This is a genomic window from Pseudodesulfovibrio sp. 7M6, from assembly GCF_050058625.1.
In the GTDB taxonomy this organism is placed as follows: Bacteria; Desulfobacterota; Desulfovibrionia; order Desulfovibrionales; family Desulfovibrionaceae; genus Pseudodesulfovibrio; species Pseudodesulfovibrio salinus.
In genome coordinates, this window is sequence record NZ_CP188816.1 from 2,427,840 (window position 1) to 2,444,277 (window position 16,438).

The 16,438-nt window shown below is 60.7% G+C and carries 11 protein-coding genes and 1 pseudogene; 7 read left to right on the forward strand and 5 right to left on the reverse strand.

Annotation, left to right across the window (positions count from 1 at the left end; all coding sequences use genetic code 11):
* Positions 1–9: 9 nt before the first annotated feature.
* Positions 10–1,581, reverse strand: coding sequence for a methyl-accepting chemotaxis protein (locus ACI0FG_RS11605; protein ID WP_419785161.1), 1,572 nt, complete (start codon positions 1,579–1,581; stop codon positions 10–12).
* Between the two features lie 171 nt (positions 1,582–1,752).
* The gene (locus tag ACI0FG_RS11610; protein WP_419785162.1) at positions 1,753–2,892 is read right to left on the reverse strand and encodes a pyridoxal-phosphate-dependent aminotransferase family protein; all 1,140 of its coding nucleotides are present in this window, start codon (positions 2,890–2,892) and stop codon (positions 1,753–1,755) included.
* 184 nt (positions 2,893–3,076) lie between these two features.
* Between ACI0FG_RS11610 and ACI0FG_RS11615 the strand changes: the two genes are divergently transcribed.
* Positions 3,077–3,832: a DUF6125 family protein gene (locus tag ACI0FG_RS11615; RefSeq protein WP_419785163.1), complete on the forward strand. Its 756-nt coding sequence runs from the start codon at positions 3,077–3,079 to the stop codon at positions 3,830–3,832.
* A gap of 142 nt (positions 3,833–3,974) precedes the next feature.
* Complete coding sequence (locus tag ACI0FG_RS11620; protein WP_419785164.1) at positions 3,975–4,940, forward strand: AEC family transporter; 966 nt, start codon at positions 3,975–3,977, stop codon at positions 4,938–4,940.
* A 12-nt stretch (positions 4,941–4,952) separates the two neighbouring features.
* On the opposite strand, the gene ACI0FG_RS11625 is transcribed toward ACI0FG_RS11620, so the two are convergent.
* Complete coding sequence (locus ACI0FG_RS11625; protein WP_419785165.1) at positions 4,953–6,260, reverse strand: hypothetical protein; 1,308 nt, start codon at positions 6,258–6,260, stop codon at positions 4,953–4,955.
* Between the two features lie 688 nt (positions 6,261–6,948).
* Between ACI0FG_RS11625 and ACI0FG_RS11630 the strand changes: the two genes are divergently transcribed.
* The gene (locus ACI0FG_RS11630) at positions 6,949–10,470 is read left to right on the forward strand and encodes an FAD-binding and (Fe-S)-binding domain-containing protein (protein ID WP_419785166.1); all 3,522 of its coding nucleotides are present in this window, start codon (positions 6,949–6,951) and stop codon (positions 10,468–10,470) included.
* A gap of 56 nt (positions 10,471–10,526) precedes the next feature.
* On the opposite strand, the pseudogene ACI0FG_RS11635 reads toward ACI0FG_RS11630, so the two are convergent.
* Positions 10,527–11,536, reverse strand: a pseudogene (locus ACI0FG_RS11635) (DUF2235 domain-containing protein).
* A gap of 174 nt (positions 11,537–11,710) precedes the next feature.
* Between ACI0FG_RS11635 and ACI0FG_RS11640 the strand changes: the two are divergent.
* The 4 genes from ACI0FG_RS11640 to ACI0FG_RS11655 all read left to right on the forward strand — a co-directional run bounded on the left by ACI0FG_RS11640 (position 11,711) and on the right by ACI0FG_RS11655 (position 15,473).
* Positions 11,711–12,820: a sensor histidine kinase gene (locus ACI0FG_RS11640; protein WP_419785167.1), complete on the forward strand. Its 1,110-nt coding sequence runs from the start codon at positions 11,711–11,713 to the stop codon at positions 12,818–12,820.
* A gap of 96 nt (positions 12,821–12,916) precedes the next feature.
* Positions 12,917–13,327 (forward strand): Holliday junction resolvase RuvX, encoded by a 411-nt coding sequence (gene ruvX / locus ACI0FG_RS11645; RefSeq protein ID WP_419785168.1) that lies wholly within the window; start codon positions 12,917–12,919, stop codon positions 13,325–13,327.
* A complete protein-coding gene (gene mltG, locus ACI0FG_RS11650) occupies positions 13,324–14,373 on the forward strand; it encodes an endolytic transglycosylase MltG (protein ID WP_419785169.1) in 1,050 nt (349 codons plus the stop codon). Before ruvX ends, mltG begins: the two co-directional genes overlap by 4 nt.
* 77 nt (positions 14,374–14,450) lie before the next feature.
* Positions 14,451–15,473, forward strand: coding sequence for a hypothetical protein (locus ACI0FG_RS11655; protein WP_419785170.1), 1,023 nt, complete (start codon positions 14,451–14,453; stop codon positions 15,471–15,473).
* Positions 15,474–15,510: 37 nt separating this feature from the next.
* Here the strand turns inward: ACI0FG_RS11655 and lepB are convergent, their stop codons facing one another.
* Positions 15,511–16,368, reverse strand: a complete 858-nt coding sequence (lepB, locus tag ACI0FG_RS11660; protein WP_419785171.1) for a signal peptidase I — start codon at positions 16,366–16,368, stop codon at positions 15,511–15,513.
* Positions 16,369–16,438 lie beyond the last annotated feature (70 nt).

The following is a 16,438-nucleotide window of genomic DNA, read 5'->3' on the forward strand; positions in this document are numbered from 1 at the left end:
ATCGGGCTGTCATAACCGTTCCAGGCCGTCCGATTCCGACTCTTCCGCGTCAGGCAGCGCTGCCGTCCGGACAGCCCCTTCGCCCAACTTGAAGTAGCTGATGGATTGTTGCAGACGAACCGCCTGATCGGAAAGGTTGCCCGAGGTATCGGCAAGCCGTTCCGAGGCAGCTGCGTTCTGCTGGGTAATGGCATCCAGCTCCCGGATACCACCGTTGATCTCCTTCACGCCATCCGCCTGCTCGCCACTGGCGGCGGCTATTTCCTGCACGAGCTCGGCGGTGCGCAGAATGTCCGGCACCATCTTTTCCAGCATGGCCCCGGCCTTTTCCGCCACGGCCACGCTGTGGGTGGAGAGTTCGCCTATCTCGGCAGCGGCATGGCCGGAACGTTCGGCAAGCTTGCGGACCTCGGTCGCGACCACGGCGAACCCCTTGCCCTGCTCTCCGGCCCGGGCCGCTTCAATGGCGGCGTTGAGCGCCAACAGGTTGGTCTGCCTGGCTATCTCGCCCACAATGGAAATCTTGTCCGCAATCTGCCGCATGGCGTCCACGGTCTCGCTCACGGCGCGGCCGCCCTCCTCGGCATCCGCACTGGCGCGGCGCGACATACGCTCCGTCTCGACCGCGTTTTCCGAGTTGCGTTCGATGGACCCCACCATGGATTCCACATACGAGGAGACCGTCTCCACCCCGGAAGCCTGCCTACCGGCGGATTCGGAAACGGTATTGGCCGCGTCCGTCAACTCCGCGCTGTCATCGGCCACATTGGCAGCCACGGTCGATGCATTACCGATAACCCGACACAAATTCTCCACCATGCCGCGCATGGCCGCATAGACGCTGCCCGGACGCGCTTCGGAAGAAAGCCGCACGCCCAGGTTTCCAGCTGCGATACGCTCGGTCATGGAACGAAGTTCCTCCGGATCGATGCCCAGCTGACGGAGGATGGCAACCGTGATGGTCACGGCCTGGAGCGCGCCCATCACCATGGCGACGATACCGAGGGCAAGGGCGATCCGACAAAGCAGCGAGGAAAGATTCCGCACATCGCCCATATGCCGATCGGCCAGCGTGGCGGCCCGCTCCGCCATGGCATCCACTGCGGGCTGGATAGTGCCGACCACACCGAGCATGGCCTTTTCCGCAGTCTCGACTTCCTTCGGATCGTCGGCCCCGGCCACATCGTAAAAAAAGGATTCATAGTCGAAACAGGCTTTCTTGACCCGCTCGCCCAGCTCAACCAACTCACCGTCACCCGCCGCCTGCGCCTGCTCCACCAACTTTTCCGTAGACTTGACCAGTGTGGCGACGCTTTCGATGAACCGGTCCAGGTAATCCGGGTCCTGGCTGCGCAGAAAACCCAGTTCCTCAATACGGCAGCGAAGCATCCGCGCCTGGACCAAATTCGCCTGATCCTTGATGGCCAGATCCACATCAATCACTGTCCGGTAGCCGTCCGACGAGATCATGGATGCCATCTGGAACATGGCCAAAACCAATCCCAGCAGCACGACCACCGTACCGAAACCGATGGACAGTTTGGTCCGCAGTTTCGTCTTGCCCAATAATGAAAACCGCATTCGTCGCACCTCCCGATCGCCGAGGCCGCCCTCCTCCTACTCCCCATGATTCGATACATTCACCAGGTAAAGGAAAAGAGAAATTATATTCTGGCCAGCGCGGGACAACGCAAAAAAGGCAGGGAAAAATTTCCCCTGCCTTTTGCAGTTCGGTTCGACCCGTCGGATCGTCTAGAGATTCCTGAGTGCGGTCTCCAGCTTGTCCAGATAGCCGGAGAGCATGGCCGGAGTGATGTCGCCCATGTGCCCGATGCGGATGATCTGGGGCCTGCCTTCCTTTTCCAGTGCGGCGTTCAGCTTGCCGTAGCCCGGGTCCATCAGGTAGCCCTCGGCGCGCAGGGCTTCCTTCACGTTCTCCTTAAGCTGGGCCATGGTCACGCCTGCGGGGCAGACAACGGTGGAGAGCGTCGGCGAACGGAATCCCTCGGGCGCGAACATTTCAAAACCGTCCAGTCCGGCGACCCACTTTTCCACCATACCTCGCATCTCCGCATGGCGGGCAAAGCGATTTCCTATGCCCTCTTCGTTCACGATGTAGTCGAGCTGGACATACATCTGATTGATCAGGGTGCAGTTGGGGGTGGTCAGAGTCTGATTCTTACGCGCGGCGGCCAGATGTTTGGTCAGGTCGTGGTGGTGCCCCTTGCACGTCACCTTGGCGGCCTTGGCCCCGGCCTCCTCGGAGATGAAGGCCACGCCGAAACCGGCGGAAAGCCCAAGGGCCTTCTGGGTGGCCGTCAGGTAGATGGCCGCTCCGGAGTTGTCCAGGTCGAGATCAACCCCGCCGTAGATGGATACACCGTCCACCAGCGGCATAGCGCCATGCTTGCGGATCAGGGCGCAAACCGCCTTGATGTCGTTGATGACGCCGGTGCTCGTCTCGTTGTGGGTAAAGGAAACCACCTCCGGCTTCAGGGACTTGAGCTTGTCCTCCAGCACGTTCATATCAATGGGCCGGCCGTACTCGAACTTGAGGTTCTCGGCCTTTTTCCCGTTTGCCACGGCGAGGTTGTAAAACATATCACCGAACGCGCCCACCGAGACGTTAAGGATGGTCTCGCCTTCCGCCACCAGGGATCGCACGGCGGCCTCCATGCCGGTGGAGCCGGAGCCGAGCAGCAGGGCGACTTCGTAACGGCCGTCTGTTCCGGCCAGTTTTTTCATGTTCTCGCGGATGGGAATCATCCGCAGGTCGTTTTCCGAGTCGCGGTGGCCAAACTCGGGAAGCAAGGCGGCCTGTTTGGCCTCGTCCCGGATATATGTCGGGCCGGTAATGAACAGTTTCAGCGGGGCGAAATTCGGTTTGCTCATGGCGGCTCCCTCTTGTGATGATTAACGGGGAAAAAGAATTCTCCCGAACTTTGCCGGGGACAAACTCCATATACCGAGCGTTGCCCGATGTCCAGAAAGCCGGGGGCCTCCCGGTGCGTTGGTTGCCACCCGCGAACCTTTGTGCTGTAACCCGGATACGGAACCGAAAACAGCAGGAGAACTCATGCCCGCACCCGCAGACAATACAGCCCAACTCCCCATGGATGAACGCCGCGAAAACGCCGTCCGCGAACTAACGGAAACCGTGCGCCAACTGGCTGCCCACTACGGCCTGTGGCTGGCCGAAACCGTGCATCAGCTTGGGCTGGAAGCCGCGCTGGATGCCGAGCGCGAGGCCGGGGACCGTTTTTTCCCGATTCTTGCGGCCAAGCTGGAGCGCGCCCTGGGCCTGGAAAAACAGGCATTGTGGAAAGGCATGACCCCGGAGGTGCTGGAAGACACGACGCAAGCCCTGCGCACCGCATGGCTGGCGGCGGACGGGGTGTGGTTCCAGGCCGTGGAAGGCGCGGCCGGAATGGACGCGGCCAAACGGGTCAACGACACCTGCTGGGCGCGTTTCGCCCCCTTGGAGGCAGCCCGGGCAAAGGCTGCCCTCGGCCTGCCGGATAACGGGGGCATCCCGGCCCTCAAGGCCGTGCTGGCCGCGCGCATGTACGGCCGCCTCAACAAATGGGAATTTGCCGAGGAAACCGATACTTCCATCATCTTCCGCATGACCGACTGCCGGGTCCAGACCGCCCGCAAGCGCAAGGGACTGGCCGACTATCCGTGCAAATCCGGCGGCACCACGGAATATACCGGGCTGGCCCGCACCGTGGACCCGCGCCTGACCTGCGAGTGCGTGGGCTGCCCTCCCGACGACCACCCGAAGGAATGGGTCTGCGCGTGGCGGTTTCAGCTGTCCGATGAGGGGGAATAATCCGGCTTCACCCCTTTTCTTCCCCTGTGATTTTGTGCGAAATTCTTCAGGTTGACACGCCCCCCGTACAGATCAATACTCCGCCCCGGCTTACGCACCACCTGTTTTCGCCCAACTTTTTTCCCGATATATGGTTACCGGCATGTTTGATTCATTTTTCTTGATACTTCCCATCTTTATCATCCTCGGCTTCGGCGTGGCCCTGGACATCGCCAATATTCTGCCCAAGCAGACAGGCAGCGTCATCGGCTCCTATGTGCTCTATGCAGCCCTGCCCATTCTCCTGATCCACATAATGGCCAAGTCCAGCATGGCCGACATTCTGCACGGCGGGTTCTGGGCCGGAATGCTCCTGACCCAGGCCATCATCTACGCCGCGGTCTACGCAGGTGAGTTCTTCCTCGGCAAGCGGGGCCACGGTCCGGCCACGTCCATCGCCATGTCATCCAGCTGCTGCAACGTGGCCTTCATCGGCCTGCCCGTGGTCCTCAGCCTGATGCCGAACAATCACGTGGCCCTGGTGGCTGCCGGTCTGAGCACTCTCACTCCGAACGTGGTCTCCATCCCCTGCCAGATCGAAATGGAATTTCTGAAACACAAAGGGGAATCCGGCAACGCCATGGCACAGCTTGCCAAGGCCGTGCTCCTGAACCCGCTCATGGTCGGCACCATAGTGGGACTGGCGCTGGGCCTGACCGGCATCGGGCTGTGGGGGCCGCTGGACAAGGCGGCCGAGATGGTGGGCAACACCACCGCCCCCTGTATGCTCCTGGCCCTTGGCCTGGACCTGCGGGATAAGCTGCGCGTGGCCCTGACCGGCAACTGGCGCGCCCGTATGCCGCGCATCGGCATCATCACGGTGGTCAAGCTGGCCATCAACCCGATCCTGGCGTGGTTTCTCCTCTCCCTGTTCGGCGTCTCCGGCACATGGCTGGCCGTGGGCGTCATCCAGAGCGGCACGGCTACGGCCCTGATCAGCTACGTCATTGCCGAAATCTACGGTTTCGTCTCCGAGGAAGTAGCCATGATCGCCGTGGTCACCAATGTGCTCAACCTGCTCACCCTCGCGGTCATCACCGCCATTCTCCGTTCGCAGGGCTTGATGTAGCTGGCGCGCCGTCTATTCGGCAGGGATGCCGAATATGGTCACGGCCAGACAGATCAGGGCCAGCACACCAAAGAGTACGGTGCGCACGCCGTGGCGCGGCTCGGTCTTCTTCGAGTGCAGAACGAAAAGCGCAACCAGACATTGCAGGAAGTAGAAAAAGGCAAAGGCGCGGGAGGCCTGGCTGATGATCTGGTAGACATTGGTCAGCCACGTCAGGCAGATGGAAGCGCCCGATACCAGCAGGTAGTTATACTTGGCCGGAATCTTGCCCTTGATGATCGATTCCAGCAGACCGGAGCATCCGGCGTCGTCCGCCGTGGACGCTGAAAACTGGCTTCCCACGGCCGTCAGCGTCAGCAACAGGGGCAGGATCGGGGCGATAGTGGCCGAGTAGCCGACAATAGCGGTGATGGAGGTATCCGAGACCCCGCCGCTGTTGCTGATGACCACGGCCATCAGCCCGAGGAACGCCACATAAATACAGGTCGAGACGATTTGGGCCAGCCGCATGGTTCGGATGCGCTCCTCGGCCGGATGCTCCGACCCGAGAAAACGCGAGGTCTCGAACCCCTGGACCACTATGAGCATCCCCATAATCAGACGCAGGACGTGAGAGGCGTCTCCGCCCACCGGCAGCGGATTGAGATGCCAGGTCCCGCCCAGCAACGCGGTTGTGTTGTAATAGACCAGCCCGGCCATGAGCGCGGCGATCATCGCCAGATTGAGTCCCACCACCACCCGCTCCACGCGCTCGATGCCGGACAGCCCGCGCAGGGTGCCGGTAATGCCGATACCCGCCAGGATGACCGTCACCAACAGCTTGCCGATCCACACATTCTCGATGGAAAGATAGTGTAGCCCGAACCCGGCCAGCAGCTGGAGGTAGTAGGAAACCGAGACGCAATAGGCCCCGGCAAGGGCGATATGGGAAAGCTTTTCCAGAACGCTGGTCGCGTCGCTCCACCCCACACGGCGCGCCCCGGAGGCATGGGCCTTATGCAGCCGGTGCTCGCACCGTCCGCAGGCAATGGCTGGATGCCGCTCGAACAGCGGTTCGCCATAGCGGATGTTGAAACGAATGACCGAACCGACCCCATAGGCAAGGACAAGCAGCCCGCCCATGGCCCAGACGGCCCAGTTGCCGATATTGGCATAGAGCAGCGGCGCGCAGACCAGAAACCCGCTGCCCATGATGGAGGCGAGCGGCGTAACCATGGCACGCCAGGTGGAGGAACCGGCCAACGGCCGATAAAACAGCAACACGGCGCCCACGACAAGGGTGGTGGCAACAACAATAAGACTTGAAGCCGGTATCGGCACTGTACGTATCTCCTATCCGTTTCCCTCACGCCGGAACGGCGCTGGATGTAGGGTACGCCACAACAGGCTCAAGGGCAATCCGCTCTTGCTTCCGCCTTGCAGACTGCTTCGCATTATCCCGGCCAGAGCGCCAATAGCATGTAATGTCTATTGACAGGCATTCTTACTCCGAATACCTTAGACAACAAGCGAAGGAGTATCAAAAAATGCCTGAGTACATCGTCAATCAGAATTCGCAGCCCTCCGGTGAACATGAAGTTCATAAAAAAGGCTGCATCTGGATGCCTCAAAACGTTATCGATTTGGGGAAGCATTCAGATTGTTCCAGCGCAATCCAAGAAGCCCAAAAACACTATAGCGATGTTGATGGTTGCAAGTATTGCTGCACACCGTGCCATACCAGATAGCACATCTTTCGTCCAATAAATCAACTAACTACTATCTGCCATCTCTGACCACAGGGGTGGCAGATAGTATATTTGACCATTACGGCGACGACGTATCAAAGCCGCTAGCCCGCCTTTTCCCACCGTCATATTCGGCCAAGCGACTTTTTTCAAATCCCTCTTCGTTATAAGCGCCACCCCTCCCCTTCCCTTTTCGCCTCCAGTGCCTATACTTGCCATTCAGGGGCAAAGGGCTTATTCCCTTCCCCTTCAAAGACAAGCCCCATGGAGTAATTATAGTCATGGCCCAACTTGGTCCCCACATTTCCATTTCCGACGAGGAGCTCATCAGCCGCGCCCTGGGCGTGGTGGACATGGAGCGCTACCAGAACTGGCCCGAAGAGGTCAAAAAACTCGCCTGCAATCTCGCGGCGGAGCTCTTTCTGGTGCGCTACAATCCCTTCATCGATCCCGAGCTGGTCCGCAAGTCCGTGGACCGTCGGCTGAACATGTCCAAGCCGCTTATCGACCGCACCTTTGCCAAAATCCTGTCCATGGGCATCGACCTCTTCTGGGAGCGGCACAACAACGAACTCGAATTTCGCGACGAGATCATCCGGCGGCTGAAGAGTTTCATGCCCGAGGAAGCCATCGGCAAGAAACCGGGCTGCCGGGTGGAGTCCGCCACTGATGCCACGGACCTGCGCATGGAACTGCCCATGCTCGTTCTCTTCCCGGAGACCGAGGCGCAGATTCAGCAGATCGTCAAGCTGGCCAACGAGATGAGCTTCGGCATCATCCCACGCGGCGGCGGCACCGGCGCAACGGGCGGAGCCATTCCGGCCGAGGCGCGCTGCGTCATCCTCTCCCTGTCCCGCTTCAAGAAAATCGTGAACATCGACACCCGCGAGAACGTCCTGACCGTGCAAAGCGGCGTCATCACCCTGAACGCCATCCAGGCCGCGGCCAAGAAGGGACTGCTCTTCACCGTGGACCCGGCCTCCAAGGCGGGCTCCTCCATCGGCGGCAACATCGCTGAAAACGCGGGCGGCCCCTTTGCCTTTGAATACGGCACCACCATCGACAATATTCTGAGCTACCGCATGGTAAAGCCCGACGGCTCGCTCATCGAGGTACGGCGCAAGGCTCACCCCCGCCATAAGATTTACACCGACGAGACGGCCGTGTTCGAGATATTCGACAAAGCCGACCGGCTCATAGACACCGTGGCCCTGCGCGGCGACGAGATTCGCGGCCACGGACTGGGCAAGGACGTGTCCAACAAGTACCTGGGCGGCCTGCCCGGCGTGCAGAAGGAAGGCGTGGACGGCATCATCACCGAAGCGAGCTTCACCTGCCACCCCGCTCTGGCCCACTCTCGCGTGCTCTGCCTGGAGTTCTACGGCCGGTCCATGAAGAACGCCATGTACGTCATCAAGGACGTGGTCGGCCTGCGCGACACCATCCGCGAGGAAGGCGATCTGGTAAAGATTTCGGCCCTGGAGGAATTCGGCGCCAAGTACGTCAAGGCCATCGAATATCAGGCCAAATCCATGCAGTACGAAGGCGACCCCATCTCGGTGCTCATCCTTCAGCTGGATTCGGACGACGAGGAAGCGCTGGCCGCCGCCTGCCAGACCATTCTGGCCATTGCCCAGCCCTACGAAGGCGTGGACATCTTCATGGCCCGCAACGAGCGCGAGGCGGAGCTCTTCTGGGAAGACCGGCACAAGCTCTCGGCCATCGCCCGCCGCACCTCCGGCTTCAAGATCAACGAGGACGTGGTCATTCCCCTTGGCGTGATTCCCGAATTCGCCGAGTTCCTGGAGACCCTGAACCTGATATATCTGGCCAAGATATACCGCGATACCTTGATGAAGGTGGAAGACCTGGAGGGCGTGAGCGACAAGGACCCGAACATCGCCGAGGCGCGGGAGCGGATCAAGGCCATACTGGACGGCGAACTCACGTCCAAGGACATTTCCGAGACCGAACAGGAGGCGCAGTGCCGATTCCTGTTCCTCAAGCTGCGCGACGCCTACCCCAAGCTGGACCAGACCATCGACGGCCTGTGGCAGGAGCTGAAGCTCAAGCGCATTGAGATCGCCAACCACATGCACGCGGGCGACGGCAACTGCCACGTCAACCTGCCAGTCAACTCCAATGATGCGGCCATGCTCGCCTCGGCCCACGAAGCGGCCGACGAGGTCATGGCCAAGGTCAAGTCCATGGGCGGCGAGGTCACCGGCGAGCACGGCATCGGCATCACCAAGATCGCCTTCCTGGACGAGGAAAAGATCAAGGCCCTGGTCGCCTACAAACAGCATGTGGACCCGAAAAAGGTCTTCAACCCCGGCAAGTTGATCCGACGCGACTTGCCCAGCCAGCCCTTCACCTTCTCCTTCAACCACCTCATCGGCGACCTGGACAAGACAGCCCTGCGGGACAAGGAAGCGCTCATGGCGCTGCTGCGGAACATCCAGACCTGCACCCGCTGCGGCAAGTGCAAACAGGTCTGTCCCATGTACTACCCGGCCAAGGGGCTGCTCTATCATCCGCGCAACAAGAATATCGCCTTCGGCTCGCTGATCGAAGGTATTTACTACTCCCAAATCCAGACTGGCGAACCTTCCCCGGCCCTGCTGGGCGAGCTGCGTTCGCTCATCGACCACTGCACGGCCTGCGGTCGGTGCCAGTCCGTCTGCCCGGTCAAGATCGACTCGGCCGGGGCCGCGCTCTCCATGCGCTCGTTCCTGGATTCCAAGGGCAAGTCCGGCCATCCGGTCAAGCAGTTCATCCTGCGCAACCTGTCCAAAAATCCGGCGAGCACCCTGCCGCCCACGGCCAAGCTGCTCTCGGTGGGCCAGTCCATTCAGGGCAAGACCCTGGGACTGGTTCCGGCCCGTTGGCTCTCGCGCATCTCGTCGCCCATCGCCAGCCGCACCCCGCACATGGACTACCACAACCTGTCCGAGGCGCTGCATCTGGAACAGGGATCGGTATTCAAGAACCCCGGCGCGGGCCGAGACGATACGGTGCTCTATTTTCCCGGCTGCGGCGGCTCGCTCTTCTCACGCTCCATCGGCATGGCCTCGGTCTACCTGCTGCTCAAGGCGGGGGTGAACGTGGTCCTGCCCGATCACCACATGTGCTGCGGCTATCCGCTGCTGGCATCGGGCTGCGAGGAGGCGTACAAGACCAATCGCCACCGCAATGTCCAGGCCTTCCTCGACCTGCTGGTCAAGACCGGCAAGGCAGGGCTCAAGGCCACCACGCTGCTCACGGCCTGCGGTACCTGCCGCGAGTCCCTCTCCACCTACGACTTCTCCGGCGAACTGGTGGAGCCGCTCAAGCGGATGGACGTGGTCCAGTTCCTGCTGGTGCGCCTGCCTGCCGTGCGCCAGACCGAGCCGGTACTCTACCATGCCTCCTGCCACACCGAGTGGGTGGACACGCCCAAGAACAAGGCGGCCGAGATATACCGTTCCAACCTGGAGAAGGCCACGGATACCGAAGTGACGCTCTCCCCCGGTTGCTGCGGCGAGTCCGGCCTGAGTTCCCTGACCTCTCCCGACATCTACGGCAAGCTGCGCAACCGCAAGCGGGAGCAACTCGACGCGGACCTCGGCCAGGACAGAAACAAGCCCATCGTGGTCGGCTGTCCCTCGTGCAAGATCGGTATCAAGCGCTCCCTGACGGACCTCAAAAAGCCGAACCGGGTCATGCACACGGCGGAATACCTGGCGGAATGCGTCGGGGGACCCAAGTGGAAAAAGGAACTGGATTCCCTGCTCGGCCAAGTGGAGCGCAAGGGCGCGAACTGATCGAATTCCAAACAAATCCAACAAGGGCCGTCCGCAAGGACGGCCCTTGTTTTGTGCTAACCGAGGGGCGGGAAGAGATTGGCCGAGCGATACCCCGCATCCTTGGCGTATTTTGACGATGCGGTTTCGTGGATCACGTCATTGGTCGTGCCGTTGAGCCGGACAGGCCTGATATGCGGCGGAAGCACTCTGTAGAATCTTTTCCAGGATTCATGCGGCGCCCACCCTTCGAGCGGCCTGGGCGAAGGCGGTGCATCCTTGAAGGCGAGGCCGCAGGCCGCCGCCTTTTCCATCATCCATGCCAGCGGGATATCCGAGTAGCGGGTATCCTCGTAGCCACCTCCCACATCGGCATGTACTCCGGCGAACCAGACCTGTTCCAGTACCTGCGTCTCCCTGTTGGACCGCTGCTGATCCCACAGGCACGCCTTGAAGTTGACCCGTTTTTCGTCGATGGAAATGGCGTGGTAGGCGTTTTTGATAATGCGGCTGAGGCTGGTGTCGTGAAACTTGTTCATCCGGGTGAGCGGGCTGTTGCTCCAGAGCGGATTGCCTAGCGCCCCAACCGTATCCCACACGCCGACAAACTGGATATCCGTCTCCCCGGAGTGCTCCCGGCGGAACTTTTTCGCGTTCACGCCCTCGGGATGGTCGCCCTCGGCATGGGATCGATAGAGCTTGAAGGCCTTCTTGATAAGGCCCGGAGAGTTGTCGAAATCGGCCTTGCGGACAATGCCGCAGTTGCGGATCATACCGGCAAGGCTGCGAACCGTGAACGCCCCCCGGCTGAATCCGAACAGATAGAGAAGGTCTCCGGGTTCGTACACCTTGACCACTCCTTCGTAGATATCACGGATGTTCTTGGACAACCCTGTGCCGGTGGCCCCTTCGAATCCACGGCGGAACCAGTTCCCCTGGCTCCGACCCCGACGTCGTAGATGGCGACCTGCGGGTTGCCTTCCGCATCCGTTTCCGCAAGGGCTTTCCAGGTCTTGACCACATTAGTGGTGCATTTGGAGTCGTCCTTGTTCCATGTGCCGTCACAAAAAACCACAATCCGTTTCATACACACCTCCCATTCGTTTTGAGGATATGTAACACCAAATACACAGATTGAAGTTTGGGTCAAACATTGCCTTGAAATCCCTCGGTGCAACGACGTCCCAGTATTGCCTCATTCCGTTTTCCATGGCATTGCATGTGGTAGCGTTTACCCTCAACAAGGCAGTCGGGAAAAGCCATGTCAGCCATTCAGGAACTCATCCTCAAAAACCTGCCGGTAGGCCTGCTGGTCATCGATCGAAACGGCAAGATTATCGAGGCCAGCCCCTCCGCCTGCACCATTCTCGGCTGCCCGATGGACGATTTTAAAAGTCGGCAATGGGGAGAAATATTCCTCTCCCGCCAGGAGAATCTTGAATTCAGCGAGGTCGTCCTGGACGCCATCCAGAACGAAACGCCCACCGTGGAACGCGTTACACCCTACCTGGCACCAAACGGCGATCAAAAATACCTCTCCGTCATTTCCTCAGCGGAACGCGAAGACGGGAAAATCACCGCCATCGTAGTCCTCTTCGAGGACCTCACCGAACTGCATCGGCTCAACCAACGTGAAAAACACATCCTGGAGGTCAATCACCGGCTGGCCAAGCAACGGGCGGAAAGCCTCATTGCCTTTGCCCAGTCCGTGGCCCATCAGGTGCGCAATCCGCTCATGGCCATAGCCGGGTTCTCCCGACTGCTGGAGCGCAACGCCAACGAAACCGAACACCAGTCCCTGGAGGCGATCCGGGAGGAGGCGACAAAACTGGAATCCATGGTCCGCGCCGTGGCCGAATACAGCGCCATCGTCGTGGGGCCGCCCATCCAGGTCAACCTCTGGGTGGTCATCGAGGATGCCAAGCATCGCATTGCCGAGCACCCGGCTGTGGCCAATCAGGGAATCGACTGGCAGGCGGACTGCCCGGACATGAGCATCAAGGCGGACCGCGACCTAACGGCCCTGGCATTGTCCGAAGTACTGCTGAACGCGGCCGAATTCGCGGGACCAAAGGCGACTATCCGCATCTGCGCCAAGGAAGTGGACGCCACCATCAAGATCACGGTGACGGACAACGGCCCCGGCTTCACCCGCGAAGGGCTCGGCATGGCCTTCGATCCCTTCTTCACCACCAAGGCCTCCGGGGCGGGGATGGGGCTCACCCGCGCCCGGCTCATCCTCAACGGTCACCAGGGCACCATGGACATCGACAATCACCCCGAAGGCGGAGCGCGGGTAACCATGACCCTGCCGGTGGAGCCCCTGCCGGTGGAGCCCCTGCCCCAAAATAGGGACACACTTTCCGATTGACCCGGACGGCCCTGCCGTGCTTTTCTTCCCGCCATCATGCGAACCGCAAACCACAACCTCGACGGCATCCGCACCGGCGGACGGGCAAGGGCCTGAATGCGCGTTCTCGGTATAGACTTCGGCCTCAAGCGGGTCGGTCTGGCGCTGTCCGACGTCACGGGCACCCTGGTCTCACCCTACAGGACCATCGAACGGACCACGCGAAACGCCCTCTTTGACGAATTGGCCGAAATCCTTCAAAAAGAGTCGGTCCAGGCCATCGTCATCGGTCTCCCCGTTTCCCTGGAGGGCGAGGATACCCTGACCACCCGGCAAGTGCGCAACTTTGCCGACAGCCTGGCACGCAGGACCGAGTTGCCCATCCATCTCATGGACGAGCGGCTCTCATCGGCCCAGGCCGAGGAAGAACTGAACGCCGCGGGCCTGCGCGGCAAAAAACGAAAGGCGGTCCTGGATAGCCAGGCAGCCGCCGTCATCCTACGCTCATGGTTCGAAAGCGGACATTGATCACCACCCTGGCCGTCCTGACCCTGCTCGCCGCAGCGGGTGTGGGCAGCTACAAGGGCTACCTCGCCTGGCAGGAAAAGCAATTTCTCACCGTACCGCCGGAGACGCCGGGCCGCGAACTCACCTTTCGCGTGGAGCCGGGGCAGATATTCACCACCATCGCCCGCAACCTCAAGGAAGCCGGGCTGATAACGGATGCCCACCGCTTTCTTCGGCTGGCCAAGGTGGAGGGCAAGGCCTCCTCGGTCCGCGCCGGAGAATTCATCCTCAACACGGGCTGGATCCCGGACCGGGTACTGCATGAACTGACCACCTCGGCCGGTATCATGAAAAAGGTCTCGGTTCGCGAGGGACTGACATGGTGGCAGACCGCGGACAAAATCGCCGAAACCGGGCTGGGCACGCGCGAACAATTCGCCAAGGCCGTGGCCGACCCGGAACTGCTGGCCCGGTACGGCATTCTGGCCGCCGATGCAGAGGGCTACCTCTTCCCGGAGACTTACCTGCTCACCCCGCCGCGCAAGGATCAGTCACGCTACATAGCGGAGACCATGATCCGCGAATTCTTCAAGAACGCGAAAAAGGTCTGGCCGGAAGGATTGCCCCCCTTTGCCGAAATGCAAAAGACCGTGATCCTCGCCTCACTGGTGGAAAAAGAAACCGGCAACCCGGCGGAACGTCGCAGGATAGCCGGAGTCTTTGCCAACAGGTTGAAAAGGGGAATGCTCATTCAGGCGGACCCGACCATCATCTACGGCCTCGGCCCCACCTTTGACGGCAATATCAGAAAGAGCGACCTGCGGGACAAGGACAACCCCTACAACACCTATGTCCACCAGGGACTGCCGCCCGGCCCCATCTGCTCGCCCGGCCTGGAATCCCTGCTGGCGGCCGTTCATCCGGAGCAGCACAGCTATCTCTATTTCGTGGCCAAGGGCGACGGCTCCCACTATTTCAGCTCCAGCCTGAAAGAGCACAACAACGCCGTCATCCGCTACCAGCTCAGGCGCAACAAGGCGACCTACCGCTCCACGCCCGAGCCATAGGCCATCCGCGTTGTCCGCCCCGGCAATCCCTTGTTCATCCATCTTCATTCATTGCGTTTAATTTCGGAGATATTCCTGTGCGTTCATGGTGTGTAATCCTGTCGGCGGTGGTGCTGGCCATTCTCGGTCCCGCCCGATCCATGGGCGCGGGCGACAACGTTGTCCGGCGCGCCGCCTTTGATATTGGCTCCTCGAACATCAAATGCACCGTGGCCGATGTGGACATCATCACCGGAACGCTGATCAAAACCGTGGCGGATTTCTCCCGCAAGGTGGATTTTGCGGAAAGCCTCGCCCGCTCCTATGATGGCAATATCGACACCGACACGATGAAACGAGGACAGATCGCCATGGAAGAGCTGCACCAGGAAGCGCTCAAGCTCCAGGCGCATCAGTTCTCCGCAGTGGGCGGAGACTGTTTCCGCGCAGCTCGCAACGGCCGGGCGTATTTCGTCACCCTGCAACACACGCTCGGATTCTCCTGCCGCCTAGTATCGAAGCAACAGGCCTCCCTGCTCAACTATCATGCGGTCCGGCTGATGACGGACATACCGGAATCATCCCTGCTGATCTGGGACATCGGCGGCGACAGCCAGCGGATGACCTGCCGCAACCGGGACAACTCCATTGATTTCTACATGGACAGCCTTGCTTCGGTGACATTCAAAAACGCCGTCATCATGGCCATTCAGGGCCGGGAAATCGAATCCAAGGGAAGCCCCAATCCCATGGACGCAAAACAGGTGGAGGAAGCCTTGCGCTATGCCAAGGCACACGCTGAAATGGAGATGCCGCCCAAGCTGGTCGAGCGGCTGCGCACGGGCGGCATGAAGGTTATCGGCATCGGCGGCGTGCACTACCACGCCATTCCGGAAATGCTGGGCATCGGTACGGTTCCCTACACCCGGCAGCAGGTCGCGGACGCCATTGCCAGATGGACCGGCAAGACGGACATGGAATTATCCAGCGAATATGCAGCGACCCGGCTGACCGACCTCATTCTGGTCCAGGCCTACATGGAAGCCATGCATACCACGGAAGTGATCCCGCTCCAGTGCAACGAGGCCCACGGCCTCCTCGTCTCCCCGGAATACTGGTAATCGGCGGGGCAAACCCGCCTTCGTCGATACGGACGACCTATCGCAGGGAAGCCCCAAGCCGCGCCCACCTGCCCGAGGGGGAAGGACCGGGAAAATAGACATAGAGCGCCCTGGCCCGCACGGATGACCGTTTAATCGGGCCCAGCCAGCGCGAGTCGTAAGAGCACTCGCGATTATCCCCCATACAAAAATATTCATCGCTCCCCAGCCTCACCGGCCGCATGACGTCCCGGCCCGGCAGATGTGTTCCCGGCATGGAGTGAAAGACGAAAGATTCATCCAGGGGGCGACCATTGATGCTGACCCGCTGCCCGGCTATGGCCACGGTCTCTCCGGGCAGGCCGACCACCCGCTTGACGAAATTCCTTCCGCTTCCGGTCTCCAGAAAGACGATCACGTCGCCCCGGTTCACCGGCTGGTCCGCCGACAGAACCTCGGCCATGAAATGGTCGCCCACCTGCAGGGTGGGAATCATGGAACCGGACGGGGCCTTGTAGGTCTCATAAAAAAAGGACTCCAGTCCGTTCCGCACCAAGGCCCCGGCCCCGAGGCTCACGACAACGATCACGGCGTAAACCCAGCTCCGGTTCCACGGACCGGGCGTGAATTCCCGCAGGGTGCGGGCGTCGATAAAGGCATCGGCAGCGGCCCATATATTCACCGCCAGCAGGGCAATCCCTGCTGCGACAAGCCCGGTCAGGGTTCCCATGGCCACAGCCAGCACACACCCCAACAGAAACTCTCCCACCAGGAAGAGCAGCCCCTTTTGCCAGCGGCCGTTGTAGACCTGCCCTGCGCCTGTGGCAATCAGTGAGAGAACAAGAGCCACCCACGGTCGGCGGGGGAGAGAGGGAGAAGCAAGTGACAACGTGGTGATAGCCGGATCGGACTGCATGTGTTTCCTGTTCAAACGTAAAAAAAGCGAAGGCGACTCTCAATACCGAGAGCCGCCGATGAGACGGGAG